At 65.3% G+C, this 23,820-nt stretch carries 20 protein-coding genes, 1 tRNA gene and 1 pseudogene; 6 read left to right on the forward strand and 16 right to left on the reverse strand.

Translation table 11 applies throughout. From position 1 onward, the window contains the following. Positions 1 to 17 precede the first annotated feature (17 nt). The 4 genes from DVT68_RS02630 to DVT68_RS02645 form a co-directional block, all read right to left on the reverse strand. On the reverse strand, positions 18 to 671 hold the full coding sequence (locus DVT68_RS02630; RefSeq protein ID WP_114823493.1) for a pilus assembly PilX family protein: 654 nt from the start codon (positions 669 to 671) through the stop codon (positions 18 to 20). A gap of 40 nt (positions 672 to 711) precedes the next feature. After that, positions 712 to 2,013: a PilW family protein gene (locus DVT68_RS02635; protein WP_158543464.1), complete on the reverse strand. Its 1,302-nt coding sequence runs from the start codon at positions 2,011 to 2,013 to the stop codon at positions 712 to 714. Then, positions 2,010 to 2,537 (reverse strand): type IV pilus modification protein PilV, encoded by a 528-nt coding sequence (gene pilV, locus DVT68_RS02640; RefSeq protein WP_158543444.1) that lies wholly within the window; start codon positions 2,535 to 2,537, stop codon positions 2,010 to 2,012. The genes DVT68_RS02635 and pilV overlap by 4 nt, the downstream gene beginning before the upstream one ends. A gap of 390 nt (positions 2,538 to 2,927) precedes the next feature. After that, complete coding sequence (locus tag DVT68_RS02645) at positions 2,928 to 3,755, reverse strand: helix-turn-helix transcriptional regulator (protein WP_114823496.1); 828 nt, start codon at positions 3,753 to 3,755, stop codon at positions 2,928 to 2,930. A gap of 104 nt (positions 3,756 to 3,859) precedes the next feature. On the opposite strand from DVT68_RS02645, the gene DVT68_RS02650 reads away from it, so the two are divergent. Beyond that, positions 3,860 to 4,756: an SDR family oxidoreductase gene (locus DVT68_RS02650; protein WP_114823497.1), complete on the forward strand. Its 897-nt coding sequence runs from the start codon at positions 3,860 to 3,862 to the stop codon at positions 4,754 to 4,756. Positions 4,757 to 4,848: 92 nt separating this feature from the next. On the opposite strand, the gene DVT68_RS02655 is transcribed toward DVT68_RS02650, so the two are convergent. The 8 genes and pseudogenes from DVT68_RS02655 to murJ all read right to left on the reverse strand — a co-directional run bounded on the left by DVT68_RS02655 (position 4,849) and on the right by murJ (position 13,872). After that, positions 4,849 to 5,661 carry a sulfotransferase family protein gene (locus tag DVT68_RS02655; RefSeq protein ID WP_114823498.1) on the reverse strand — a complete coding sequence of 271 codons (813 nt, stop codon included), beginning with the start codon at positions 5,659 to 5,661 and terminating at the stop codon, positions 4,849 to 4,851. Positions 5,662 to 5,762: 101 nt separating this feature from the next. After that, positions 5,763 to 6,080: pseudogene (locus DVT68_RS02660) on the reverse strand (autotransporter outer membrane beta-barrel domain-containing protein); the annotation flags it as partial. A 217-nt stretch (positions 6,081 to 6,297) separates the two neighbouring features. Beyond that, positions 6,298 to 6,373 (reverse strand) — tRNA-Thr (locus DVT68_RS02665). Between the two features lie 52 nt (positions 6,374 to 6,425). After that, positions 6,426 to 7,385, reverse strand: a complete 960-nt coding sequence (ispH, locus tag DVT68_RS02670) for a 4-hydroxy-3-methylbut-2-enyl diphosphate reductase (protein WP_114823500.1) — start codon at positions 7,383 to 7,385, stop codon at positions 6,426 to 6,428. 82 nt (positions 7,386 to 7,467) lie between these two features. Next, the gene (gene lspA, locus DVT68_RS02675; RefSeq protein ID WP_114823501.1) at positions 7,468 to 7,959 is read right to left on the reverse strand and encodes a signal peptidase II; all 492 of its coding nucleotides are present in this window, start codon (positions 7,957 to 7,959) and stop codon (positions 7,468 to 7,470) included. 262 nt (positions 7,960 to 8,221) lie between these two features. Next, complete coding sequence (gene ileS, locus DVT68_RS02680; RefSeq protein ID WP_114823502.1) at positions 8,222 to 11,089, reverse strand: isoleucine--tRNA ligase; 2,868 nt, start codon at positions 11,087 to 11,089, stop codon at positions 8,222 to 8,224. Positions 11,090 to 11,203: 114 nt separating this feature from the next. Continuing rightward, positions 11,204 to 12,157 (reverse strand): bifunctional riboflavin kinase/FAD synthetase, encoded by a 954-nt coding sequence (locus tag DVT68_RS02685; protein ID WP_114824353.1) that lies wholly within the window; start codon positions 12,155 to 12,157, stop codon positions 11,204 to 11,206. A gap of 107 nt (positions 12,158 to 12,264) precedes the next feature. After that, positions 12,265 to 13,872, reverse strand: a complete 1,608-nt coding sequence (gene murJ, locus DVT68_RS02690; RefSeq protein ID WP_114823503.1) for a murein biosynthesis integral membrane protein MurJ — start codon at positions 13,870 to 13,872, stop codon at positions 12,265 to 12,267. Positions 13,873 to 14,137: 265 nt separating this feature from the next. On the opposite strand from murJ, the gene rpsT reads away from it, so the two are divergent. After that, positions 14,138 to 14,401 (forward strand): 30S ribosomal protein S20, encoded by a 264-nt coding sequence (gene rpsT, locus DVT68_RS02695; protein ID WP_038616506.1) that lies wholly within the window; start codon positions 14,138 to 14,140, stop codon positions 14,399 to 14,401. Positions 14,402 to 14,772: 371 nt separating this feature from the next. Here the strand turns inward: rpsT and cgtA are convergent, their stop codons facing one another. The 4 genes from cgtA to DVT68_RS20820 form a co-directional block, all read right to left on the reverse strand. Beyond that, positions 14,773 to 15,840: an Obg family GTPase CgtA gene (gene cgtA / locus DVT68_RS02700; protein ID WP_114823504.1), complete on the reverse strand. Its 1,068-nt coding sequence runs from the start codon at positions 15,838 to 15,840 to the stop codon at positions 14,773 to 14,775. A 164-nt stretch (positions 15,841 to 16,004) separates the two neighbouring features. Continuing rightward, a complete protein-coding gene (rpmA, locus tag DVT68_RS02705) occupies positions 16,005 to 16,262 on the reverse strand; it encodes a 50S ribosomal protein L27 (protein WP_038616501.1) in 258 nt (85 codons plus the stop codon). Between the two features lie 19 nt (positions 16,263 to 16,281). Beyond that, positions 16,282 to 16,596 (reverse strand): 50S ribosomal protein L21, encoded by a 315-nt coding sequence (rplU, locus tag DVT68_RS02710; RefSeq protein WP_111983695.1) that lies wholly within the window; start codon positions 16,594 to 16,596, stop codon positions 16,282 to 16,284. A gap of 130 nt (positions 16,597 to 16,726) precedes the next feature. Further along, positions 16,727 to 17,515 (reverse strand): DUF2059 domain-containing protein, encoded by a 789-nt coding sequence (locus DVT68_RS20820; protein WP_325050399.1) that lies wholly within the window; start codon positions 17,513 to 17,515, stop codon positions 16,727 to 16,729. A gap of 180 nt (positions 17,516 to 17,695) precedes the next feature. Here DVT68_RS20820 and uvrA point away from each other — a divergent pair, with 180 nt between their 5' ends. The 4 genes from uvrA to DVT68_RS02740 all read left to right on the forward strand — a co-directional run bounded on the left by uvrA (position 17,696) and on the right by DVT68_RS02740 (position 23,732). Continuing rightward, positions 17,696 to 20,593: an excinuclease ABC subunit UvrA gene (gene uvrA, locus DVT68_RS02725; RefSeq protein WP_114823505.1), complete on the forward strand. Its 2,898-nt coding sequence runs from the start codon at positions 17,696 to 17,698 to the stop codon at positions 20,591 to 20,593. Further along, positions 20,590 to 21,096 (forward strand): acyl-CoA thioesterase, encoded by a 507-nt coding sequence (locus tag DVT68_RS02730; protein ID WP_114823506.1) that lies wholly within the window; start codon positions 20,590 to 20,592, stop codon positions 21,094 to 21,096. The genes uvrA and DVT68_RS02730 overlap by 4 nt, the downstream gene beginning before the upstream one ends. A 103-nt stretch (positions 21,097 to 21,199) precedes the next feature. Then, the gene (locus tag DVT68_RS02735) at positions 21,200 to 22,663 is read left to right on the forward strand and encodes a DUF4139 domain-containing protein (RefSeq protein WP_233523318.1); all 1,464 of its coding nucleotides are present in this window, start codon (positions 21,200 to 21,202) and stop codon (positions 22,661 to 22,663) included. 313 nt (positions 22,664 to 22,976) lie between these two features. After that, a complete protein-coding gene (locus tag DVT68_RS02740) occupies positions 22,977 to 23,732 on the forward strand; it encodes an enoyl-CoA hydratase/isomerase family protein (protein WP_114824354.1) in 756 nt (251 codons plus the stop codon). The last annotated feature ends 88 nt before the right edge of the window (positions 23,733 to 23,820 follow it).

Genomic DNA, 23,820 nt, shown 5'->3' on the forward strand with positions numbered 1-23,820 from the left:
GAGGGGCATTCCGTGTCTCAGTTGCTCTTGGCGCCGAAGGTGGATTCAAGCGTGCGCACCACGTTCTCGCTGGCGCCCACGCCGCGCGCGGTGATGCGGTAGATATGAGTGGAGGGATTGTCGGCGCCGGTATTGGTGCTGCTGGTCACGCCGGACTCGTGCTGGCTGCCGACACCCGGCGGTAGCTCTTCGCCGAGGTCCTCGATGAGGTAGCGCGGGTTGTGGGCCAGCGCCGCGATGAGCTTCTGGTCCGAGCTCAGCTTGCTGTTGTCGAGCTTGGTGTAGTCGAGGCTGCCAGCCGAACCTTTGTATTCGGCCGAACCATCCGTCACCCAGCCAGCGCTGGCGCGGAACTTTTCCACCGTCGTGATCGGGCTGCTCGGCGAATACACATAGCAGTCCGTGATTACCGTGCTGCCGCAGCTGATGCCGCCCTGGCTGCCGGCGGACCACAGCTTCCACTCCGCGCCGCGCAATGCGTTTTCCGCCGCCATCTCGGCCAATTGCGAATTGCGCAGGCCGCCTGCCATGCGCTCTTGCAACAGCGAACGGGTCGAGGCGCTGATCGCCAACACGGTCAGCAGCACCAGGAAGATGAGGGCCACCACCAGCACCACGCCCCGCTGACGACGCGGCGACCGGGGGCGACCATGGGCAACAGGCTTCTTCATCACGCGCTCCAAGGGCGGCCGCTTGCGCGGCGCCTTGTCATCAAGGGTTGTAGTTGCGCAGCGCCACCATCGCGCTGAACTCGCGGCGGAGCATCTGGTCGGCAAAGCCCTGCTGGGCTGGCGTGATGGTGTGGTCCGCCGGCGCCGCCACCTGGCCGCCGCCGTCGGAGGCATAGGAGTAGGCGATCACGGTGGAATTGAGCGAGGGCAACCGCTGCTGTCCGCTCATCAGGATGCGCACTTCGATGCTCTTGATCGCCCGCCACAGACAGCCCGGGTCGCTGCCCAACTTGATCGGCACGGATGGCGGGCAGTTGGCGCCACTATCGATCTGCTGCGCGGTCAGGAAGCCGGTATTGCCGTTGCCGTCTTCCACGCCATAGAGGAAGTCCAGGCGCTCGACGCCATGCACGACCTCGGTTTCCACGCCGTTGGCGCGACGGACCAGTGCGCCGGTGGTCTGACCGTCGCCGGCATCGACCACGCGCAGGTAGTACGTCACCGTCTGGTAGTCGGTGTTGAAGTCGAACAGGCGCGGCGCCGACTGCGGCTGCTGCGCCACCGGCTTGCCGGTGTTGTTGGCGCTGTCGGTGCCGACAGCCGCCGGCGACAGCTGCCCGGCCGCGTTGGGACCGTCGACAGCGAAGATCTCCGCGCTCGAGCAGTTGGCGAGCAAGGCGAGGTGACCCGGCTTGAACGTGCTGATAGCCGGCTCGGTGTCCTTGTTGGGCGACAAGGTGATCGAGGACACCGTGCCATCGGCTGCCGTGTTCACCGAGCTGCTGCCGCCGAGCGCCCAACCGCGCGACGTGTCCAGGTGGCGCACCGTGAGTACGCTGCTGCCGATCACGCGGTTGCCCACCGCCTTGCCCTGCGCCGGGATGGTGTTGGGCAAGGCCGGCGTGCAGGCTTTGTCATCACAGTCGTAGCCGCGCATCGACAGGAACGACGGCAGGTAATACGGACTGTCCGGCTTGGCCGGATACGGCGAACTGCCCCAGGGCGTGCTGACATCGTTCAACGCCGACATCAGGTCGTTCGCATAGACCTTGGGCGCGCGCAGGCTGTCCAGCAGCAGGCCGCTGGAGGTCTGATTGGCCACACCGCCGGAGTTCGTGCAGTAGTGGCCGTTGGCCAGGCGCAGGTCGCGGGTGAGCGTGGCCATGGCAAAGCGCCCTTCCTCCTGCAACACCGCCAGTTGATTCTGTGCGCGGTTGCTGCTCGAGGTGGACAGGAACACGGTCACGATGCCGGAGGCGACCAGCAGGCCGAGCACCATCGCCACCATCAGCTCGATCAGGGTTACGCCCGACTGCGGGCGACTTGCCGTGGCGCGCATCATGGCTGGAACTCCCACGCGAAGGTCTGCTGCGCCGCGTCGCTGTGGCTGGCGTCGCCCGCATGTCGTTCGGACCAGCTGATGGTCATTTCGCAATTGCCGCCATAGGGCGGCCTCGCCCCAAGCTGGCCGGACGGGTTGTAGTCCATCGCGTCCGCGCCGGTGCAGCTGATCGAAGCCGTGGCGACCGGCAGCAGGTTCGTGAGCATCTGGCTCCACATGTACTGGTCGCGCACGGCCAATTGCGCCGGAGTGCATGCGCTGGTGTTGGTGCAGGACTGCTTGCTGCTCGTGGGATAGCTCGACGCGTTGTAGGCGCCAGTCCACACACCCTGTGGATTGGCGCGCATGCGATCGGCCATGTTGCCGGCCAGGAAAGTCACTTGCGTGCGCAGGTACGCCGCGTGATTGGAGCGCGCGGCCATCACCAGCAGACCCGCGACACCGATCAGGCCCACGCTGAAGATCAGCACGGCCATCAGCACCTCGATCAGCGAGACGCCCCGCTGTCGCGACACTTTCCCCATGGAAGCTCTCCCCCTGTCATCCGGCGGTGAGACTCCCGCCATCGCGCCGTATCGTAAATAGATGCGACGACAAATGGTAAGAAATTGCCGACAAACGGTGTCAGAACTTACGAAAGCTTGAGCGATGTCACTAAATATCCCGCATATTCAACGCACTTATCGCATGCTTACGGTGCGCTTGCGCGTAATTACTTGCCATTCAATTACTTACGTATAACTGACGCAGGAATTCACGCGCCAGGAAAGAGGCCCGCTGACATGGGCCTCATGGACATTGGGAAAAACGCCCTCGGCAGCAAGGTTCCCGTCTTGACCGCTATCGCCGCCAGGTCGACGTCTGGATGGGGCTCGGCATCCGACTGCCCGGCCACTCAGAATCGGGAGAGGTTGCTACGTGTTCAGTCGATGCAGTGCGTCACTGATCCGCTCCGCGTCCGCGGGCGTCGCCGGGTTGTAGACCACCATGCTGAGATCGGTCCGTCCATCGACGGCGAACGCCGAATATTCGAAGGCAAGCGGGCCAAGCACCGGATGGCGGATGTGCTTCACGGCATCGCCATGCGCTCCGCGAACATCATTGTCGTGCCACATCGCTTTGAACTCGGGGCTTAGTCGGCACAGCTCCTCGACAAGCGGCTCAACGTCCAACGCGGCTCCCGCTCGGGCAGCATCCACGCGGAACGCGCCCACGACAAAGCGCGCCACACTTTCCCAATGGGGCTGCGTCACGCGGGCCCGCGGGTCGAGGAAGATGAAGCGCAGCACGTTGCGTTGTTCTGGTGGCAGCGATGCATAGTCCATCAACATCACAGTGGCGGCCTGATTCCAGGCGACGACATCCCACATCGCCGTCCTGATGATGGCAGGCATGGGATTCAACGCATCGAGTACACGCTGCAGACGCGGAGTGACCGTCTCGTTCTTCTGATAGCGCACTTCCGGCGGGCGGCCGAGCCCCACAAGAAAAAGATGTTCGCGCTCAACATTCGTCAACATCAGCGCGTGTGCGATCCGGTCGAGCACGTCGGCCGAGGGAGCGCCGCCACGACCTTGTTCCAGCCACGTGTACCAAGTCGGGCTGATGTTGGCGCGTTGTGCCACCTCCTCGCGCCGCAAGCCCGGCGTGCGGCGCCGCGCGGAGGAGAAGCCGAACGACACCGGATCAAGCTTCATCCGGCGGTTTCTCAGATAGACGCCGAGCTGGTTGTCGTGCGACATGGCCGGTCCATCCTGTTAGTCGGTATAACATGATGACGTCACTACTTTACTAGCATATGCCTCTGGTGGAGATTTGTCTCTGACAATCCAAGGAGACGTCTCTCATGCGTGTATTCGTCACAGGTGCTACCGGATTCATCGGATCGGCAGTCGTCAGAGAGTTGATCGATGCGGGCCATCAGGTGCTGGGCCTTTGCCGCTCGGACGACAAAGCGGCGGCTCTGGTTGCTGCGGGGGCTGAGGTTCAGCGCGGATCGCTTGAGGATCTGGATAGCCTGAAAGACGGCGCCGCCCGAGCGGATGGCGTCATCCATCTCGCCTTCAATCACGACTTCTCGAAATTTGCGGCAAATTGCGAAGATGATCGACGTGTCATCAAGGCGCTGGGCTCGGTTCTCGCCGGCTCCAACCGGCCCCTGATCGTGACTTCCGGGACCGGGATGGCCCACGCCGCGCCAGGTCAGCCGGCGACGGAACGGCACGCGGCGATCGGCTCCGATGTGATCCCCCGTGCAGCCTCGGAAGAGGCCGCCGCGGCCATCGCTGCCGATGGCGTCAACGTGTCGGTGGTGCGTCTTCCGCAAGTTCACGACACGGTGAAGCAGGGACTTGTGACCTACGCGATCTCGGTGTTCCGTGACAAGGGTGTGTGCGCCTATGTCGGAGACGGGCACAACCGGTGGCCGGCCGCTTCCGTCCTGGATGTAGCGCGCCTTTATCGGCTGGCGATCGAAAAGGCCGAGCCGAACGCCATCTATCACGCCGTGGCGGAAGAAGGCGTACCACTGCGCGACATCGTGCAAACCCTCGGTCGACGCCTGAAACTACCGGTCAAATCTCTCGCTCCCGAGGAAGCACAAGACTTCTTCGGCTGGCTCGCGATGTTTGCAGGACACGACGCTCCCGCATCGAGCGAGCAAACACGCAAGAAGCTGGGTTGGCAGCCGACCGGGCCGGGCCTGATTGCCGATCTCGCGCAACTACATGTCGCCGAAACGTGACGATGTGGAGAGCCGCATCGTCTGCAGCTCACCCCTGACCCTGACATCGTGAGCGTGTCGTGTCCCACCCCAGGCTGCGAAGTGACGGCTCGTCAAATCACGCGAACCCCACGGGGGTTTGCGGCCGCCCCTTGCCAGAACGCATCGTGCTCAAAGCGCCGGAATAGATCCGGCGGCAAGATCGTAGGTCGTTCGACCATGGACACGTTGGGACGGACCACGTGCAGGCCCGGCGTGCCGGCACGCTGATCAAACTCGTCCGCGCTGTAGGCAACATGCTCGACATCGTGCGCGAATGGCGGCTCACCGATGAAGTCGTAGATCGCCTTGAGCACCGTGTGGGGATCCTTCACCAGGCTCTCGTACTGCACCAGCATCAGGCGATCGGTGTCCTCGCCGTAGAATGCTTCCTTCAGCGCATCGTACGCATAGCCAACCACGCCATCGTTGGCGACCACGCCATTGGCGCGGGTATAGACCGTCCCGCCCAGGGCGTAGTTGAAAATCGATGAGGGGCTGAAGGCATTCTTGCGCACCAGGCGCTCGATGCTGTCGACGATCCAGCCCACGTGACGGACACAGGCGATGACGCGGCTGTCTGGCAACAGCTGCCTGAGCGCTGGCAAGCGCGTACACCAGGCGCGATTCGTATCGAAGATCACGTCCTGTGGGGAATCGGCGTAGTAGTTCTCGAACAACCCATGCAGCACGCGTTGCCGCAGGGCATCGGTGATGAACATCGAGAACTCGTTTCGGCCACTCATTTCGCCCAGCATCGCGGCGAACATGCCGGCCATCGGCCCACTCATCCCGGCATGAAAGCGCGGGTTCTGGCGCAGCAGGGCGGCCAACAACGTGGAGCCCGAACGCGGCAGGCCCGAGATGAAATGGATCGTGCGTGACATGCCATAGCTCCTGGAGAGGTCGCGATGGGGCGAACGGTCCGGTCATGGTACCGGAGGTGGCGCGAACGCCCCGGCGCGGCCCGGGGCGTTCGCGATCACGCTTACCAAGTGTACTTGACGCCCATCTGCACCTGCGCGCCGTGGTAGTCGTTGCCACCCGCCTGATAGCCGAGCGCACCCCACAGGCTGATCGCCCGCGCCAGACTGCCTTCGACGCGGTTCGCCGGGAGCGGGTCGGTGACTGCGATGCCACCGAAGGTCGTCGTCTGCTTCTGCGGCCCATGCCACCAGTTCACTCCTGCAAACGGACGCATCGGCAGGCCGTCGCCCCGGGTGAAGTCGCCGCGCAGGCGCAGGCGCGTCGCCACCACGTTGGCCGACTGGCCCGACACCACCGTGCCGGTCTGTTCCGTGTGGGTGCCGGTGCGGTAACCCCACGCAGCGCTACAGAGAGAAGCGCGTGCGGAGGAGTTGCCGTTGCATGGCCTAGTAAAAAGGCGGGTCCCTCAGCGCCCAGGGACGCCATTGGGACAGAAAAAGCGGAGCACAAGCGCTATAGATCGGGACAAAACGGGGACATTGCAAAAGAAAAAGGCCCAATCTTGAAGATTGGGCCTTTCGCTAACTACTTGATTTTGGTGCCGGAAACAGGAGTCGAACCTGCGACCTACGCATTACGAATGCGCCGCTCTACCAACTGAGCTATTCCGGCGATGAACCCGCAATTCTACGGAGCACGGGCAGACCGCGCAAGACGTCGGCGCTCAGAGGCTGGCCGAAACGCCACCCGCCAGACGCAGTTCCTTCGGCAGTGCAAAGGTGATCGTCTCCGGCTCGCCGTCGAGCTCCTTCACTTCACCCGCGCCCCACGACTGCAGGCGGGCGATCACATCGCGCACCAACTTCTCGGGCGCGGATGCGCCGGCGGTCAGGCCGATGCGCGTGACGCCATCGAGCCACTGGCGCTCAATGTGCTCGGCGCCGTCGATCAGGTAGGAGCGGACGCCCTGCTTCTCCGCCAGCTCGCGCAGGCGATTGGAGTTGGAGCTGTTCACCGAGCCAACCACCAGCATCAGGTCGACCGCGTCGGCGAGGCGGCGCACGGCGTCCTGGCGGTTCTGCGTGGCGTAGCAGATGTCGTCCTTCCGCGGACCTTCGATGTCGGTGAACTTGGCGCGCAGGGCCTCGATGATGGCCTTGGTGTCATCCACCGACAGCGTGGTCTGGGTGACGTAGGACAGCTCGTGCGGAAACTTTGGCTCCAGCGCGTTTACGTCCTCGACCGACTCGACCAGCAGGATCTCGCCGCGATTGGCGGCATTCCATTGGCCCATGGTGCCCTCCACTTCCGGATGGCCCTCATGGCCGATCAGCACCACGCTGCGGCCGGTGCGACCGAGGCGCGCGACTTCCATGTGCACCTTGGTCACCAGCGGACAGGTGGCGTCGAACACCTTGAGCCCGCGCTGGTCGGCCTCTTCGCGCACCGCCTTGGACACGCCGTGGGCGCTGAAGATCACCGTGGCGCCGTCCGGCACCTCATGCAACTCCTCGACGAACACCGCGCCATCGGCGCGCAGCTTGTCCACCACGTAGCGGTTGTGCACGACCTCGTGGCGCACGTAGATCGGCGCGCCATAGGATTCGAGCGCGCGCTCGACAATGGCGATGGCGCGATCGACGCCGGCGCAGAAACCACGGGGGTTGGCGAGCAGGATGTCCACGAAAGCTCCAGACCCTGAGGACGGGTCGACTGACAGGCGTCGCATTATCGCACGGCCCGCCGGGCCGCACGAAACCGGCCGTTCAGGCCTTGGCCTTGCCCGTGAACAGCCCGAACACCACCAGCATCACGGCCCCCACGGTGATCCCGCAGTCGGCGAGATTGAACACCGGGTAGCTCCAGTCACGGAAGTACACATGAATGAAGTCGGTGACCTGCGACGCATGCAGGCGGTCGATCAGGTTGCCCAGTGCGCCGCCGATGATCAAGGCGAGCGGCATCGCCGTCTTCCAGTCGCTGCGCGCGGTGCGGGCCAGCCACACCACCAGCACGCCGCTGATCACCACCGCCAGCAGCACGAAGAACCAGCGCTGCCAGCCGGAGCCGTTGGCGAGGAAGCTGAAAGCGGCGCCCGTGTTGAAGGCCAGGGTCCAGTTGAGGAATCCCGGGATCACCGGATGCGGCGTACCAGCAGGCTGCAACGAGGTGAGCGCCCACCACTTGCTCAACTGGTCGAGCACGATGACGACGGCGGAGAGCCAGAGCCACGGCAGAGCGTTGGATTTGGGTTTCATGAGTCAATCAACGTTCGACTGAAGTCCCGTCCCTGATGGGAAGAGAGATTTGAATGTCGTGGAACCGCTGCACCCCGCGTCATTCCAGCGAAAGCTAGAATCCCGTGCCTTGGCTTGAAGCTCAGGCTTCAAAGTCACTGGATCCCAGCCTTCGCCGGGATGACGGATAGGTCATCCAGCGGCGAGATTTGGTTTTTGCTCCACCCTCCCCTCGCCGCACGTCTTGCGACCGCTGGATGAGGGAAAGTTGTGTCTTGCCGCCTCAGAACCAGCGCCGATCTTCGCCCGGACCATCCACATTGCTGATGCAGCGGTCGCACAGCTCCGGATGGTTCGCATGCGTGCCGACATCATCGCGACGATGCCAGCAGCGCACGCACTTGGCGGCATCGCTGACGGTTGCCGAAACCCACACGTCGGCGCCTTCCAGTTCCGTCAGCACGGCATCGGCGGGCTGGCCACCGGCCAGGTCCAGGCGCAGGTCCGAGGTGATGAAGAAGAAGCGCAGCTCGGACGCCGCCGGCTGGTAGCGTGCCACGATCGCCTGATCGGCGTGGATCGCCAGCTTCGCTTCCAGCGAGGCGCCGATCTGCTCGCCCTTGCGCATGCCTTCGAGCACGCGCGACGCGGTTTCGCGGATCGCCAGAAGGTCCGACCAGTAGCGACGCTGTTCCGGTGAACCCTGCGTGGCCGCCAACCCTTCGTACCAGGTTTCGAACAGCACGCTTTCGCTGCGCTCGCCCGGCAGGTGCTGCCAGATTTCCTCGGCAGTGAAGCTCAACACCGGCGCCAGCCAGCGCACCAGCGCCTCGGCGATACGGTACATCGCACTCTGCGCGCTGCGGCGACCATGGCTGTCGGTCGGCATCGTGTAGAGGCGATCCTTGGTGATGTCGAGGTACAGCGCACCCAGCTCGTTGGTGCAGAAGTTCTGCACGCGCTGCACGATCTCCGGGAAGTCGTAGCGGTCGTACGCCGCCGCCACGGCCTGCTGCACGTCGTACGCCTGCTGCACGGCCCACTGGTCCAGCAACAGACTCTGCTCCACCGGCACCAGGTGCTTGGCGGGATCGAAGCCGTCGAGGTTGCCGAGCAGGAAGCGCGCGGTGTTGCGGATGCGGCGATAGGTATCGGACACGCGCTTGAGGATCTCGTCCGACAGCGACATCTCGTTGCGGTAGTCGGTCGAGCAGATCCACAGGCGCAGGATGTCCGCGCCCAGGTTCTTCATGATGTCCTGGGGCTCGATGCCGTTGCCCAGCGACTTGGACATCTTGCGGCCCTGCGCATCCACCGTGAAACCATGGGTGAGCACGTCGTTGTACGGCGCCTTGGCGAACATCGCCGACGAGGTCAGCAGGGACGACTGGAACCAGCCGCGATGCTGGTCCGAGCCTTCCAGATACATCACCTTGTAGCTCGCGGCCTTGCCCTGCTGCAGTTCCGGACGCTGACCGACTACGGCGAAGTGGCTGACGCCGGAGTCGAACCACACGTCGAGCACGTCGAGGACCTTTTCATAGTCCTTCGCCTGGTCGCCCAACAGCTCGGTGGCATCCAGCGCGTACCAGGCATCGATGCCGCCCTGCTCCACGCGCTTGGCTACCTGCTCCAGCAGCGCGACGGAATCCGGATGCGGTTCCTGCGTGCCCTTGTGGATGAACAGCGCGATCGGCACGCCCCAGGTGCGCTGGCGCGAGATGCACCAGTCGGGACGATCGCCGACCATGCCGGCGATGCGCTCCTCGCCCCAGCCCGGCACCCAGCGCACCTGCTTGATCGCATCGAGCGCGGTCTTGCGAAGACCTTCCTTCTCCATGCTGATGAACCACTGCGGCGTGGTGCGGAAGATCACCGGCGTCTTGTGGCGCCAGCAATGCGGGTAGCTGTGTTCAATCTTTGCGAACGCCAGCAGCACGCCGCGACCACGCAGCAGCTCGACGATTTCGTCGTTGGCCTTCCACAGATGCTTGCCGGCGATGACGGTGCCGTCGAGCGCCACCGGCGTGTCGGCACGATAGGTGCCACGCGCCTCGGTGTAGTTGAGCGTCTCGATGCCGTACTTGCGCGAGACGACGAAGTCTTCCACGCCATGGTCAGGCGAGGTGTGCACGGCGCCGGTACCGTCTTCGGCGGACACGTGGTCGCCGATCAGCACGGGCACTTCGCGCACGTAAAACGGATGCTTCAGCAGCACGCCTTCCAGCGCCTGGCCGGCGACGTGGCCAAGCACCTTCGCTTCGCCTTCGATGCCGTAGCGCTGCGCGACCTTTTCGACGAGCGCGCTGGCGACGACCAGCAGCACGCGATGCCCGTCGCGCGCGAGGCCTTCGATCAATGCGTATTCGAGATCGCCGCCCAGCGACACCGCGAGGCTTTCCGGCAGCGTCCACGGCGTGGTGGTCCAGATCGGGATGGCGACGATGGCATCGCCCGCATCGACACCGAACTTCTGCGCGAGCGCCTTCGGATCGACGGCGTCATAGGCGACATCCACCGCGGGCGAGGTCTTGTCGGCGTATTCGATTTCGGCTTCCGCCAGCGCGGAGCCACAGTCGAAGCACCAATACACCGGCTTGGCGCCGCGCACGACGTGGCCGTTCGCGACGATCTTCGCCAGCGCGCGCACCATGTCGGCTTCGTACTTGAAGTCCATGGTGCGGTACGGGTTTTCCCAGTCACCCAGCACGCCCAGGCGCTTGAAGTCGGTACGCTGCAGGTCGATCTGCTGCTGCGCGTATTCGCGGCACTTCTGGCGGAAGGCGGCGGCGTCGAGCTTGTCGCCGACGCGGCCGAACTTCTTCTCCACCGCCACTTCGATCGGCAGGCCGTGGCAATCCCAACCCGGCACGTAGGGCGCGCGATAGCCGGCCAGCAGGCGCGACTTCACCACCACGTCCTTGAGCACCTTGTTGACCGCATGGCCCAGGTGGATCGCGCCGTTGGCGTACGGCGGGCCATCGTGCAGCACAAACACCTTGTCGCGGTTCGCCGCGCGCTCCTGGATCTGCACGTAGCGGTTCACCTGCTGCCAGTCGGCCAGCCACTTGGGCTCGCGCTTGGGCAGGTCGCCGCGCATCGGGAATTCCGTCTGCGGCAGGTTGATGGTGTTTTTGTAATCCTGGGTCATTGCCTGGGGATGCTCTGATCGGGTTCTGGCGCGGTCCTGCCGGCGCCGTCACTTGCCTGCGGCGCCCGCCGGTGGACCGGGGCGGAAACGCCAACGTTACCGGATTTGACGGCCTTACGCCTCGCTGAGCCTCGGATTCATGCCGAGCAGTTCGCGCGCCTGGCGGGCGTCTTTGGCCATCTGGACGGTCAAAGCCTCCAGCCCGTCGAATTTCTGCTCATCGCGCAGCTTGGCCACAAACTCCACCGCCATGCGCTGGCCGTAGAGATCGCCTTCGAAGTCGAACAGATGGACCTCCAGCAGCGGCTCGGGGACCTCGTTCACCGTGGGACGCACGCCCAGGCTGGCCACGCCCGGCCAGCTGCACTCGCCGTCGCCCAGCCCCACCCGCACGGCGAAAATGCCGTGCACCGGGCTGGCCCGGTCGCGCAAATGGATGTTGGCGGTGGGATAGCCCAGGTCGCGTCCCAGCTGCTTGCCGTACTCGACCTTGCCCTCGATTACGAAGGGGCGACCGAGCAACGGCGTGGCGCCGGCGAATTCACCCGCAGCGAGCAGCAGACGGACCCGGCTGGCCGACACGCGGGCGCCGTCCAGCAGCACCGAGGGCATGATGCGGGCGGTAAAGCCATGGTCGTGCCCCATCGCCTCCAGCATCGCCACGTCGCCGCCGCGCTTGTGGCCGAAGCGGAAGTCGGCGCCCACCCATACTTCGCGGGCCGCCAGTCGTTCAACCAGCACGCGCCGGACGAAATCCTCGGCAGGCATCGCCGTTAACGCAGCGTTGAAGCGCAGCAGCAGGGCGTCCGCCATCCCGGCGGCCTCGAAGCCGCGAAGCTTCTCGCGCACACTGGACAGCCGAGCCACCGGCTCCGGCGAGAAAAACGCGCGCGGCAGCGGCTCGAAGCTCACCACCACGGGCGTGAGGCCAAGCTCACGCGCTCGCTCACGCACCCGGGCGAGCAAGGCCTGGTGTCCACGATGCAGGCCGTCGAACGCCCCGACGGCTACCACACTGCCGCCGGGCGCCAGACTGGGGCCGGCAACATCCCTGGAAAGTCTCATCATCGGGCGAGTATAGCGGCTGGAGCACGCGCCCTCGTCGCTTCGGTGCTTGCCACCGTCCGTCAGCGCCATCATCCCAACGTTCGTTGGAATGAGGAGCCAGAAGCCGATCAGACGCCCCGCAACTCACGCAGGCGGAAACCCGCCGCGAACAGCGTCACCGCGTAGGCGCCACCGCCGGCGAGCACCAGCACGGCCAGACGCCACACGCGGGTCCACTTGTCGGCAGAGGTCCAGTCCGGCCACATCCACATGCCCACCAGCAGCACCGCCACCATCACCGCGCAGGCCACCACCAGACGCAGCAGGTGGCGCGCCCAGCCCGGCTGGCGCTGGTAGACGCCGGCGCGCCGCAGCCAGTACCACAGCAGGCCCAGGTTGAGGTAACTGGCCAGGGCGCTGGCCATGCCGAGCGCCATGTGCAGGCCCGGCACCGCGGCGATACCGTCCATCCAAGGCAGCTCGCGCTGCTCGGGCTTCGCCCACAGCACGTACAGCAGCGCCACGAACAGCACGTTGAGCACCATGTTGGCGACCAGCGAGGCCACGCCGGCCCGCACCGGGGTCCGGGTGTCCTGGCGCGAATAGAACGCCGGCAGCGCCACCTTCACCAGGGCGAAGGCCGGCAGCCCGAAGCTCAGCGCAGTGATCGACAGTGTCGCCATGCGGGTGTCGAACGGCGTGAACTGGCCATGCTGGAACAGCGTGGCCACCAGCGGCCGCGCCAGCAGCATCAGCGCGAACATCGCCGGCACCGCGATCAGCAGCGTGATGCGCAGGCCCCAGTCCAGCGCCTTGGAGAAACCGTCGCGGTCGGTGGTGACGTGATGACGCGACAGCGACGGCAGGATCACCGTGCCCAGCGCTACGCCGAACAGGCCAAGCGGCAGCTCCAGGAAGCGATCAGCCTGGGACAGCCAGCTTTGCGAGCCGGTCATCAGGTAGGCGGCGATCACCGTATCAAGCAGCAGGTTGACCTGCGCGATGGAGGAGCCGAACAGGGTCGGCACCATCAGCTTGAGGATGCGGCGCACATCCGGGTGGCTCCAGCCCCAGCGCGGCAGCGACAGCAGGTCCAGGCCCTTCAACGAGGGCAACTGGAACAGCAACTGCAGAACGCCGGCGGCGAGGATCGCCCAGCCCATCGCCATGATCGGCGGATGCAGATAGCGCGAGAGCCACAGCGCGCCGCTGATCATGCAGAGGTTGAGGATCACCGGCGTCAGCGCCGGCAGCGCGAAGCGGTGGAAGCTGTTGAGCGCGCCACCGCACAACGCGGTCAGCGACACGAACAACAGGAACGGAAAGGTCAGGCGCAGCAGTTGGGTAGTCAGCGCGAACTTCTCAGGCGTGTCGGCGGCGCCCTGCGAGAACAGCGCGGCGACTTGGGGCGCGAAGATCACCCCCACTGCGGTGATCACCAGCAGCACGCCTCCCAGCGTGCCTGAGACGCGCGACATCAGCTGCTTGAGATCGTCATGGCTGCGCTTCTCCTTCACTTCCGTGAAGACCGGCACGAAGGCCGTCGAGAACGAGCCTTCGGCAAACAGGCGGCGCATGAAATTGGGAATGCGGAACGCCACCCAGAACGCGTCCGTGGCCGCGTTGGCGCCGAACACTGCATTGATCGACATGTCCCGGACCAGCCCGAGCACGCGCGAAATCATCGTCATGCTGCTGAACGACAGCAGCCCACGGAACATGCTGGGAGACTTCATGCGTAGAGACGGTGCCTTTGCAGGTGAGACGACGCGCCGGGCTGGATCCCCTCCCCCGGCTGAAAGGCGCATAGTGTGACAGCGCTTGTGGGCGAGATCACGGCCCCTTCATGGCATAATGCGGGCTTCCGCTTCCCCAATCGGCGCCCGTCAAAGCGCGCCGCAGCAGGCTTGGTGCTTGACATTCGGCTAAGCGGTTGACGTAACGGCGCATTCATCGCATAATCGCCGTCTTTTTCCAACCCAGCTATTCCGGAGTTCTACCTTGGCCAACATCAAGTCCGCGAAGAAGCGCGCGCGCCAGTCCGAGCAGCGCCGCCTGCGCAACGTCAGCGCCCGCTCCATGGTGCGCACCGCCCTCAAGAAGGTCGTCAAGGCCATCGAGAACAAGGACAAGGCTGCTGCCGTCGAGGCGTTCGCCGCCGCGCAGCCCGTCATGGATCGCTACGCCGCCCGCGGCCTGATCCACAAGAACAAGGCTGCTCGCCATAAGAGCCGCCTCAACGCGAAGATCCGCGAGCTGGCGTAAGCCAGCTCCGCGTTCTGAATTTCGGGTTGGCGAAAAAGCCGGCGAAAGCCGGCTTTTTTGTTGTTCCATAAGAGCAGGCCGGCGCATGTCGGCTTTTTTGTTGTTCCACAAAAGCAGGCCGGCGCAACCCGGCTTTTTTTGCTTCATGAGAGCAGGTCGGCGCATGCCGACTTTTCTTTTGATCGTCATTCCGGCGCAGGCCGGAATCCAGCGCCTCACGGCGGGATTGTCGCCGTGATACAGGGGCATGCAATTTAAACCTGGGGCGACAATCGTGCTCACCGCGACTGGATTCCGGCGTGCGCCGGAATGACAAAAAAAGCGGCCAATCGGCCGCTTTTTTTTGGATCAACGCCTGTACGAGCCGTAACTCACTCGCCCCGCTGCCGCACATCTCCCGGCAGCATGTCCGTACGCTCCTTATGAGCCAGCTGCTCGGCCTCCAGGAAGCGCCACACGTTCTGGCATACCGGCATGGTGTTCTCTCGCGCAATGGCGGAGACCAGGAACCACGGCCCCTCCCACCCAAGCCGCTGCACGATGTCCTCGGCAATGGACTGCCGCTCATCTTCGGGCAGCACGTCGGCCTTGTTGAGCACCAGCCAGCGCGGACGCTGCAGCAACTCGGGATCGAACTTCTCCAGCTCCTGCTCGATGGCACGCACCTGCTCCACCGGGTCCGCGCCATCGATCGGCGCGATGTCGACCACGTGCAGCAGCAGGCGGGTGCGCGACACATGGCGCAGGAACTGGATACCCAGACCAGCGCCGTCGGCAGCGCCCTCGATCAGGCCGGGGATATCGGCGATCACGAAGCTCTGGTCGGTGCCCAGGCTGACCACACCCAGGTTCGGATGCAGCGTGGTGAACGGATAGTCGGCCACGCGCGGCGTTGCTGCGGACACGGCACGAATGAACGTGGACTTGCCGGCGTTCGGGAAGCCCAGCAGGCCCACGTCCGCCAGCAGCTTCAACTCCAGCTTCAGCTCGCGCACGTCGCCCGGCGTGCCCGGCGTGGACTTGCGGGGCGCGCGGTTCACCGAGCTCTTGAAATGGATGTTGCCGAGGCCGCCCTTGCCGCCCTGCGCCACCAGCAGGCGCTGGCCATGCTGGGTGAGGTCGCCGATGGTCTCGTCGGTGTCGACGTTGGTGACGACCGTGCCCACCGGCACGCGGATGAAGGTGTCTTCGCCGCCCTTGCCGTACATCTGGCTGCCCATGCCGTTCTGGCCGCGCTCGGCCTTGAACGAGCGCTGGTGGCGGAAGTCGATCAGGGTGTTGAGGCCTTCGTCGGCCACCAGCCACACCGAGCCGCCGCTGCCGCCGTCGCCGCCATCGGGACCGCCAAAGGGGATGAATTTTTCGCGACGGAAGCTGATGCATCCGTTGCCGCCGTCACCGGCCAGGACCTTGATGATGGCTTCGTCGACGAATTTCATGGGAGGAATCCGGGGAAAGGGAGACTGGGAATCGGATACGCAGCCGTGCTGCATCATAAGGGAAACCGGTACTTGCGCCGTGCGCCGCCCGAATCACCCACCTGCTTCCCTATAAAAACAAAGGCCCCGCCGAGGCGGGGCCTTCGCTGCAACATCGAAGGGGTTTAAGCCTTGACGACGCTGACGAACTTGCGACCTTCGGCGCCGCGAGCCTTGAATTCGACGGTGCCGTCGACCAGGGCGAACAGCGTGTGGTCACGACCCAGGCCCACGCCGGTACCGGCATGGAACTTGGTGCCGCGCTGACGCACGATGATGTTGCCGGCTTCGATGGCCTGGCCACCGTAAACCTTCACGCCGAGGTACTTCGGGTTCGAATCGCGACCGTTGCGGCTGGAACCTACGCCTTTTTTATGTGCCATGACTCAATGCTCCAGTTGCTCAGGCGTTGATGCCCGTGATCTCGACTTCGGTGAAATGCTGACGATGTCCCTGCTGCTTCTTGTGGTGCTTGCGGCGGCGGAACTTGATGATGCGGACCTTGTCGGCACGGCCGTGCTTGCGCACGGTGGCGCTGACGGTGGCGCCGGCCACAACGGGTGCACCGACGGTGATCGACTCACCGGCGCCGACCAGCAGGACCTGGTCGAAGGTGAAGGCGGCGCCTTCTTCGGCGTTCAGCAGCTCCACGCGCAGGACGTCGCCCTGCTGAACGCGGTACTGCTTGCCGCCGGTCTTGATGACTGCGTAACTCATGGGAATATCCCTTCTGTCGTTATTCTCTTGGGTTCACCAGGCCCAAATGGACACCGGCGAACTCGGGATTATAGCGAGGGCGCGAGCCATTGGTCAAATACTGACCAATCCTGCCCGCAAGCCCCTGCCCTCACTGACCGCCCGATGGGCTGGCCGAAGGGCTGGCCGGAGCCGGCGCTTTGGCGGGAGCCGCCTTGGCGTCGGGCTTGGCATCCGACTTGGTGTCTGACTTCGCCTCGGTCTTGGCAGCGGGCTTGCTGTCGGCCTTGGCGGGCGTCTTGCTCGCGGTGGCCGGCTTCTTGGCTGTGGTCTTGGCCGGAGCCTTGTGCGCCGTGGTCTTGGACTTGGCCGGCGCTTTGCTCGTGGCCTTGGCAGGAGTCTCTTCTGCATCCGCCTCGTCGGCCTGATGCGCTGCCACGCCGGCCAGCGCCGCCGCGCCCGCCACCGGGGCCGCCGCGATCTTGGCCGGGCAACGCCCATTGGCGTCCAGGCTGCCCATCTGCTTGAGCTCGGCGATCATCTGGTCGCTGCGCTCGTGGCTCCACTGCTGCCCGGCCTGGTTGGCTTCGGCCATGGTGGTGGGCATCTCGTTGATGACCTTCTGGCCCAGCGGCGACCGGTAGAACTTCAGCAGACCGTCCAGCTCATCGGCCGTGAAATGGTGCTGGTAGACCGGCACCAGACGCCCGATGAACAGCTGGGTCTGGTTGGCGTCCATGTAGTTCTGCCAGAAATCCGGCGACACGCACGGCATCGACTGCTGCAACGTGGTGATCGCCTGTGAATTCATCTGGGCCAGCATCTTGCCCACGCCCACGACGTCCATCAGCTGGCGCACCTGCGCCTCGCTGGCCGGCGCCGCGGTGGCCCATGCCTGCCCACCCGCTATTGCAAGCGCCAGAGCGGCGCCCCATCTCATCCACTTAACCATCCGCACTCTCTATCGAAAACTGGGCCCGACCCTGGCCAAAGATCCTATTAAGCCACAGTCCGGCCCGTCTTCCCTGAAGACGGCCAGCTTGGCGTCAGGCAGCCAATAACTAACCTGGTTAGTTTGATATAGTGCAGTTTTTCCCTTTCCCCAACCCTTCCGGGCGACATGGACACCATCCGCATCCGCGGTGCGCGCACGCACAACCTGAAGAACATCGACCTGGACCTGCCCCGTGACCGGCTGATCGTGATCACCGGCCTGTCCGGCTCCGGCAAGTCCTCGCTGGCGTTCGACACCATCTATGCCGAAGGCCAGCGTCGGTACGTCGAATCGCTGTCGGCTTACGCCCGGCAATTTCTGTCGATGATGGAAAAGCCGGACGTGGACCACATCGAAGGCCTGTCGCCGGCGATTTCCATCGAGCAGAAATCCACCTCGCACAACCCGCGCTCCACCGTCGGCACCATCACCGAGGTGTACGACTACCTGCGCCTGCTGTACGCCCGCGTGGGCACACCGCGCTGTCCCGACCACGGCATCCCGCTGGAAGCGCAGACGGTGAGCCAGATGGTCGACGCCACCCTGGCGCTCGACCCGGAGAAGCGCTTCATGCTGCTCGCCCCGGTGATCCGCGAGCGCAAGGGCGAGCACGTGCAGGTGTTCGACCAGCTTCGCGCGCAGGGATTCGTGCGCGCCCGCGTCGACGGCGCGGTGTACGACCTCGACGCGGTGCCGCCGCTGACTCTGCGCCAGAAGCACACCATCGAGGCGGTGATCGACCGCTTCCGTCCGCGCGATGACATCAAGCAGCGCCTGGCCGAGTCGTTCGAGACCGCGCTGCGCCTGGGCGACGGCCTGGTGATCCTGGCCGACATGGACGACACCTCGGCGAAGGAGCAGTTGTATTCCTCGCGCTACTCCTGCCCGGTGTGCGACTACTCGCTGCCAGAGCTGGAGCCGCGCCTGTTCTCGTTCAATTCGCCGATCGGCGCCTGCCAGACCTGCGATGGACTGGGCGTGACCCAGGTGTTCGATGCCGCCCGCGTAGTGGCGCATCCGGAGCTGTCGCTGGCCGGCGGCGCGATCCGCGGCTGGGACCGCCGTAACGCCCATTACTTCCAGCTGCTGCTGTCGCTGGCGAGCCACTACAAGTTCGACGTCGACACCCCGTGGCGCAAGCTGCCGGCCGATGTGCAGAAGGCCATCCTGTACGGCAGCGGCAAGGAAACCATCGCGTTCAAGTACCTCACCGAGCGCGGTGGCCGCGTCACGCGCGAGCACACGTTCGAAGGCATCATTCCGAACATGGAGCGGCGCTACAAGGAAACCGAGTCGCCCGCCGTGCGCGAGGAACTGGCCAAGTACATCAGCGACCAGCCCTGCCCCGAGTGCCAGGGGCAGCGCCTGAACCGCTCCGCCCGCAATGTGTTCGTGGCTGACCACGCCCTGCCCTCGCTCACCGCGCGATCGATCGACGACTCCCTGGCCTTCTTCGAGCAGCTCAAGCTGAGCGGCTGGCGCGGCGAGATCGCAGTGAAGATCGTCAAGGAGATCCGCGAGCGCCTGAGCTTCCTCAACGACGTGGGCCTGAATTACCTCACGCTGGATCGCCAGGCCGACACGCTGTCGGGCGGCGAGGCGCAGCGCATCCGTCTCGCATCGCAGATCGGCGCCGGCCTGGTCGGCGTGATGTACGTGCTCGACGAACCCTCGATCGGCCTGCACCAGCGCGACAACGAACGCCTGCTGGGCACGCTGACGCGCCTGCGCGACCTCGGCAACACGGTGATCGTGGTCGAGCACGACGAGGATGCGATCCGCATGGCTGACCATGTACTCGATATCGGCCCCGGCGCCGGCGTGCACGGTGGTGAGGTGGTGGCGCAGGGCTCGCTCAAGGACATCCTGTCCACGCCGCGCTCGGTCACCGGCCAGTACCTGTCCGGCAAGCGCGGCATCAAGGTGCCCACCGAGCGCCGCCAGCAGCTGGACGCTGATTCGTGGCTGCACCTGAAGGGCGCCAGCGGCAACAACCTGAAAAACGTCGACCTGGCGATTCCCGCCGGCCTGTTTACCTGCGTCACCGGCGTGTCGGGCTCGGGCAAGTCGACGCTCATCAACGACACGCTGTTCCGTCTTGCCGCCGCCGAACTGAACGGTTCCAGCGAACAGCCGGCGCCGTACCAGTCGGTCGACGGCCTGGAGCTGTTCGACAAGGTGGTGGACATCGACCAGTCGCCGATCGGCCGCACCCCGCGTTCCAATCCCGCGACCTACACCGGCCTGTTCACGCCGCTGCGCGAATTGTTCGCGCAGGTGCCGGAAGCGCGTGCGCGCGGCTACACGCCAGGACGCTTCAGCTTCAACGTGCGCGGCGGCCGCTGCGAGGCCTGCGAAGGCGACGGCATGATCAAGGTGGAGATGCACTTCCTGCCGGACGTGTATGTGCCTTGCGACGTGTGCCACGGCAAGCGCTACAACCGCGAAACGCTGGAAGTCCACTACAAGGGCCACACGATTGCCGACGTGCTCGACATGACGGTGGAGGACGCGTTCAAGCTGTTCGAAAACGTGCCGACCATCGCGCGCAAGCTGGAAACCCTGCGCGCGGTGGGACTGGATTACATCAAGCTCGGCCAGAGCGCGACCACGCTCTCGGGCGGCGAAGCGCAGCGCGTGAAGCTGTCCAAGGAATTGTCCAAGCGTGACACCGGCCGCACGCTGTACATCCTCGACGAGCCCACCACCGGCCTGCATTTCCACGACATCGAGCAGCTGCTCGACGTGCTGCACCAATTGGTCGAACAGGGCAACACGGTGGTCGTGATCGAGCATAATCTCGACGTGATCAAGACCGCCGACTGGCTGGTCGATCTCGGCCCGGAGGGCGGCGCCGGCGGTGGTCGCATCCTCGTGACCGGCACACCGGAGACGGTGGCTGCCACGCCTGGTTCGCACACCGGACACTTCCTTGCCTCGCACCTCGACATGAAGCCAGCCAAGGCGGCCAAGGCCGAGGGCAACGGCAAGAGCAAACCTGCATTACGGAAGAAGATTGCATGAGTTCCCCGCAACCCGCGCCCGAGAAACGCACGCGGGCCCGCAAGGCCGAAGCACCGGACAGCAACGCCGCCGCGCCCGCCGCTGAGCTGTCGGTGGCGACGCCGCGCCCTCTGTTCATTGCGCCGATCGGCGTGCGTTGGCGCGACCTCGACGCGTTCAATCACGTCAACAACGCCAACTACCTCACCTACCTGGAAGAGGCCCGGCTGCAGTGGCTGCGTCACGTGCCGGGCTGGTTCGACGAGCACTCGATGCCGGTGCTGGCCGCCAGCGAAATCAATTACCGCCGCCCGATCGAGTGGCCGGCGCAGCTGCAGGTGGAACTCAGGTGTGAGCGTCTGGGCAACAGCTCCATCACGCTGGCCCATCGTATCGTCGACACCGAGCAGGCGGATTGCCTCTACAGCGATGGCAAGGTGGTGATGGTGTGGATGGACCCCACCACCGGCAAGCCGGTGCCGCTGCCCCAGGCGATCCGCGACGCCGCCGCGGCGAGCGCTTGAACGAGGCCAACTCCATTCGGGGTTAAGGCCACGGATCGACGGATGCCCCAGCTTCATGCGGCATCCGTACCATCGGCGGCGACCACCCGAATGGAGTTCGACCGTGATCCCCCTACGCCTCCGCACCCTCGCGTTCGCCATCGCCACCAGCAGCTGCACTGCCGCGGCCGCCGCCCCCACAGCCACCAGCCTCACCCTCTATCGCAGCGACGACGCCGCGCTCTACAGCGCGGGCGACAGCGGCAGCGTGGGCGCCGGCTACGCCGTCGCGCGGGAACCGCGTGAACTGCAACTCAAGGCCGGCATGCAGGACATCAGCCTGGGCGGCCTCCCTCAGTTCCTTGATCCTGAGGCGCTGGCGCTCACCGTCGATGGCGATGCCGCCCATGTGGTATCCCAGCACCTGTTGCTCGCCCAGGGCGAGAATGCCGCGCTGGGCAGTCTGGTCGGTCAGCCGGTGGAAGTACTGGGGAGCAGCGGCCAGCCGCTCGCCACCGGCACCCTGCTGCGCGCCAGCAACGGCCTGCTGGTGGAGGACGCCTCCGGACGCACCAGCCTGGTCCGCGAATACGCCTCGGTGCGGGCGCAGGGTCACTTCCAGACCGGTTCCAGCCTGCAGCTGCGCGTCGACGCCAGTCGTGCCGGCAAGGCGCAGGCCACGCTGAGTTACCCCACCGGCGGCCTGGGCTGGCGCGCCGCCTACGTAGGCACGCTGCAACCCGGCAATACCTGCAAGCTGGAGTTCGAGTCGCGCGCGAGCGTCGCCAACCGCAGCGGCCGCGACTGGAAGGACGTGCACCTCACCCTGGTCGCCGGCGAGCCACGCATCCTCAGGTCAGCGGCGCCGCGCCCGATGGCGGCCGCGCCGACTGCCTTCGCCATGCACGCCAAGGTGGGTGGCTCCGCGCTGCCCGAGCAAGACACGCTTGCAGACTTCCGTACCTATGCGTTGCCCGCCGCTGTCGACCTGCCGGACGGCAGCGTCAGTCAGGTACCGCTGTACGCCACGCGCAACATCGACTGCGAACGCAGCGCCGTGTTCGAGAACGGCGGCGGCTGGATGCCGCCACAGCCGATGATCGCCCGCGACTTTATGCTCATCGACAACCATGCCGTCACCACCACGCTGCAGCTGCGCGCATTCGACAGCCTGCCGGCCGGCTTTCTGCGCGTCCTCGCCAGTGACCGCAACGGCACGCCGCAATTCATCGGCGAAGGCCGCATCAACGACACGCCCAAGGGTGGCGACGTCCATGTCGTGCTGGGCGAGGCCTTCGACTTGCGCGGCGAGCGCGAGCGCACCGCGTTCAACGTGGACAAGGCGGGCCACACGCTCAACGAGGGATTCCGCATCACCCTGACCAACGCGAGCAACGCTGCGCGCACGATCACCGTGCGCGAACATCCTGCACGCTGGCGCCAATGGACTCTCGTGTCCTCCAGCAGCAAGCCCAGCAAGCAGACCACAGATACGCTGGAGTTTAAGGTGACCGTGCCGGCGGGTGGCAAGGCCACGCTGGATTATGCGGTGCGTTATCAGTGGACGGCGGAGGAGCACCCGCAGTAGAGCGCATCGAAGAACCGCATCTTTGGCCCGTCATTCCCGCGCAAGCGGGAGGCGCTCCACAACAGCGAAGCTGGTCATCCAGCGTCTTTATCGCCCTCCAAAGCGAAGACACTGGATCCCCGCTTGCGCGGGGATGACGAGCCGTGCGGGCCGCATGCGCAGCCTGCTGACGACGCGCTGTAAGTGAAACAAGAGCGGCCCCACTGCCCGGTTAGATGGCCAGGCGATCAGGAATCGATGCACCGCAGCGAGAGCACCTGCCCTGCCTTTGCTACTCTCGCTCTCCATCTACCTCCACACACGCCAGGTCCTCATGCTCAACGTCATCACGCACGACGCCATCACCGAGATCAACCTGGCGCGCCCGCCGGTCAACGCGCTCAACACCGACTTGTTGCGTGGCATTCGCGACGCGATCGATGCCGCCCTGGCCTCCGGGGCGCGAGGCCTCGTGCTATCCGGCGCTCCGGGCCTGTTCTCGGCGGGCGTGGACGTGCCGGCCCTGCTCGGCTGCGACCGCGAGGGCGTGCGCGCTTTCTGGCGAGAGTTCTTCCACACCGCCTCCAAGCTGGCGATGTCGCCGGTGCCGATCGTGGCCGCGATCACCGGCCATAGCCCGGCAGGCGGCGCGGTGCTGTCGCTGTTCTGCGATTACCGGGTGATGGCGGAGGGTCCCTTCCGCATCGGCCTCAACGAAGTGCAGGTGGGCCTGGTCGTGCCTGAACCCATCCAGATGGCCCTGCGCCGCGTCGTGGGCGCGTATCGGGCCGAACGGCTGATGGTGGCCGGCGCCATGATCGAGTCCGCCGAGGCGCTGGCTTGCGGCCTGGTGGACGAACTCACTGGCGTCGATGAAGTCGTTACCCGCGCCATCCACTGGATGCAGGGCATGCTCGCCCTGCCCTCCAACGCGATGCTCACGACGCGCGCCCTTGCACGCGCCGACCTCACCACGCTCTGGGCTGATCCGGACGCGCTGCCGATGGAGCAGTTCCTCGAGGCGTATTTCCATCCGGAAACTCAGGCTGTCCTGCAGCAGTTGGTGGCTCGACTGAAGAAGAAGGACTGATCCTCCTTCACCGCTTCAGTGGCGGACCCTGCGCGAGACAAACGGACGTAGTGGCTACCCGCAGCAATGCGGTCGCCCACAGGGGGCT

It is taken from the genome of Dyella solisilvae (genome assembly GCF_003351225.1).
In the GTDB taxonomy this organism is placed as follows: domain Bacteria; phylum Pseudomonadota; class Gammaproteobacteria; order Xanthomonadales; family Rhodanobacteraceae; genus Dyella; species Dyella solisilvae.